A 2,669-nucleotide genomic window follows, 5' to 3' on the forward strand; every position below is an offset into this window, starting at 1 on the left:
CACCTCCGCCTCGTCCGACGCCGTCCGGCTGCCCTCGTACCGCCACACCAGCCCCGAGAAGGCGTCCGCCGCCGCGCGCGTCTCCGGGCCGCACAGCAGGTGGATGTGCGACCTGCCCGTCTGCATCCTGTCCAGCCAGGCGACCCGGTCCGCCGTGGTCTGCCGGCGCTGGTCGCTGCGCTCCAGCTGCGCCTCGTACAGGTGCAGCCCGGCCGTGATCATGTCGGCCGCGCTCCGCAGCTTCTGCTCCCGCAGCCACCGCCGGTCCTCGCTGCGCCCGGTCGCGTACGCGCCGAGCAGCACACCCGCGAGTCCGATGAGCGCCCCCACCACACCCGGCAGGACGTTCTCCACCCGCGCCACCTCCTGGACTTGGGCCGCCCCGGCCTTCCTACCGCATCCCGGCGTCCCGGCGCGCGGCAATCCGCACGTCAGCGCCTTGCCGCGGTGTCACCCGCGCCTACCTCACAGGAACTTGTCATCGCTGTGAGGTCGGGCATTGTGGAACTCTCGTCCGTAAGGGTCCTGTACGTCGCCTCCGAGGAGTAGGTGTCCATGTCCAACGGGCAGTTGAACGTCTGCGTCGTCGGCGCCGGGCCGCGAGGTCTGTCGGTCCTGGAGCGGATCTGCGCCAACGAGCGCAAGTCCCCCGCCCACGAGGAGTTGCGCATCCACGTCGTCGACCCGCACCCGCCGGGGGCGGGCCGGGTCTGGCGGACCGACCAGCCGGATCTGCTGCTGATGAACACCGTCGCCTCCCAGGTCACCGTCTACACCGACGCCAGCGTGGAGATGGAGGGGCCGATCGAGGCCGGGCCCAGCCTGTACGAGTGGGCGAAATCCGTCGTACGGGGCGAGGAGGCCGGCCCGCCGCTGCCGGGCGGGGCGCTGGCCGAGGCGCGGCAGTTGGGGCCGGACGACTACCCGACGCGGGCGTTCTACGGGCACTATCTGGGGGACTCCTTCCGCCGGGTGGTGGCCGGCGCCCCGGCGCACGTGACCGTGCGGGTGCACCGGTCCACCGCGGTCGCCCTCGACGAGGAGGCGGACGGCGCCGCCGGCCAGTGCCTCACCCTCGCCGACGGCACCCGCTTACGCCGCCTCGACGCCGTCGTCCTCGCCCAGGGGCACCTGCCGGCGCGCGCCACCGCGGGCGAGAAGGAACTGGCGCGGGAGGCGGACGAGTGCGGACTCGTGCTCGTCACGCCCGTCAACCCCGCCGACGCCGATCTCTCCACGATCCGGCCCGGTCAGAACGTGGTACTGCGCGGACTCGGACTGAACTTCTTCGACCACCTCGCCCTGCTCACCACCGGCCGCGGCGGCCGGTTCGAGCGCAGCGGCGACCGGCTGGTGTACCGGCCGTCCGGCCGCGAGCCCCTGCTCTTCGCCGGCTCCCGGCGCGGGGTCCCGTACCACGCCCGCGGCCACAACGAGAAGGGCGCGCACGGCCGTTACGAGCCGCGGCTGCTCACCCCCGAGGTCGTCACCAGGCTGCGCGAGCGCGGCACCGCGGGCGGGCGGGTGTACTTCGCCGTCGACCTGTGGCCGCTGATCGCCAAGGAGGTCGCGAGCGTCTACTACGGCGCCCTCCTCGCGGCGCGGGGCCGGGAGGAGGAGCGGGAGGCGTTCGTCGCGCGGTACCTCGCCGCGCCCACCGCCGAGGTGGAGGCCGCGCTCCTCGACGAGCACGGGATACCCGCCGCGGACCGGTGGGACTGGACCCGTATCGACCGCCCGTACGCGACCCGCGAGTTCCACAGCCGCGCGGAGTTCCGCGACTGGCTGCTGGGCCACCTCGCCGACGACGTGCGCGAGGCCCGCGAGGGCAACGTCAGCGGACCGCTGAAGGCCGCGCTCGACGTGCTGCGCGACCTGCGCAACGAGATCCGCCTCGTCGTCGACCACGGCGGCCTGGAGGGCATCTCGTACCGCGACGACCTGCAGAACTGGTACACGCCGCTGAACGCCTACCTGTCCATCGGCCCGCCCCCCTCCCGGATCGAGGAGACCATCGCGCTCGCCAACGCCGGCATCCTGCAGTTCATGGGCCCGGAGCTGCGCGTACGCATCGACCGTACGGGCGAGGAACCGGCGTTCGTCGCCGAGTCCAGCCGGGTGCAGGGCCCGCCGGTGCGGGCCGCGGCGCTGATCGAGGCGCGGCTGCCGGAGCCCGACATCCGGCGCACCGCCGACCCTCTGCTCACCCACCTCCTCGCCACCGGCCAGTGCCGCGCGTACCGCATCTCCAGCGACTCCGGCGCCGACGTGGTGACCGGCGGACTGGACGTCGGCGAGCGCCCGTACCCCCTGATCGACGCCGCCGGCGAGGCCCACCCCCGCCGCTTCGCCTACGGCGTGCCGACCGAGGCCGTGCACTGGGTGACCGCAGCGGGCATACGACCCGGAGTGAACTCCGTGACGCTCGGCGACTCCGACGCCATCGCCCGCGCCGTCCTCGCCCTCACCCCCGCGGGCGGGCCGCGCCCCCACACCACCGAGGAGCTTTCGTGACCCCGTCCCCGGACGCCGCCCCCGCCGCCGACCCCGACGCCGGCCTCCTGTCCCCCGTACGGGCCGGCACCCCGTCGAGGCCGCCGTGTCGGACCGGGCGTGGCTGCAGGCGATGCTGGACGCCGAGGCGGCGCTGGCCCGCGCCCAGGCCCGTA

2 protein-coding genes and 1 pseudogene are annotated in these 2,669 nt (G+C 74.4%); 2 read left to right on the plus strand and 1 reads right to left on the minus strand.

Features of this window, described 5'->3' with window-relative positions; all coding sequences use genetic code 11:
- Window positions 1-354, minus strand: a 354-nt coding sequence (locus tag H5J30_RS26255; protein WP_181789816.1) for a hypothetical protein, incomplete at its 3' end; no start/stop codon positions are given.
- Window positions 355-555: 201 nt separating this feature from the next.
- On the opposite strand from H5J30_RS26255, the gene H5J30_RS26260 reads away from it, so the two are divergent.
- Together H5J30_RS26260 and H5J30_RS37540 are read left to right on the plus strand one after the other, a co-directional pair.
- Complete coding sequence (locus H5J30_RS26260) at window positions 556-2,514, plus strand: FAD/NAD(P)-binding protein (RefSeq protein WP_181789817.1); 1,959 nt, start codon at window positions 556-558, stop codon at window positions 2,512-2,514.
- A pseudogene (locus H5J30_RS37540) lies at window positions 2,511-2,669 on the plus strand (3-carboxy-cis,cis-muconate cycloisomerase); the annotation flags it as partial. The gene H5J30_RS26260 and the pseudogene H5J30_RS37540, both read left to right, overlap by 4 nt.

Source organism: Streptomyces phytophilus, assembly GCF_013870535.1.
Lineage (GTDB): Bacteria > Actinomycetota > Actinomycetes > Streptomycetales > Streptomycetaceae > Streptomyces > Streptomyces phytophilus.

Excerpts from the sequence above, each read along its gene's own strand:
- H5J30_RS26260 (WP_181789817.1), top strand. The coding sequence starts at position 556 with ATGTCCAACGGGCAGTTGAACGTCTGCGTCGTCGGCGCCGGGCCGCGA.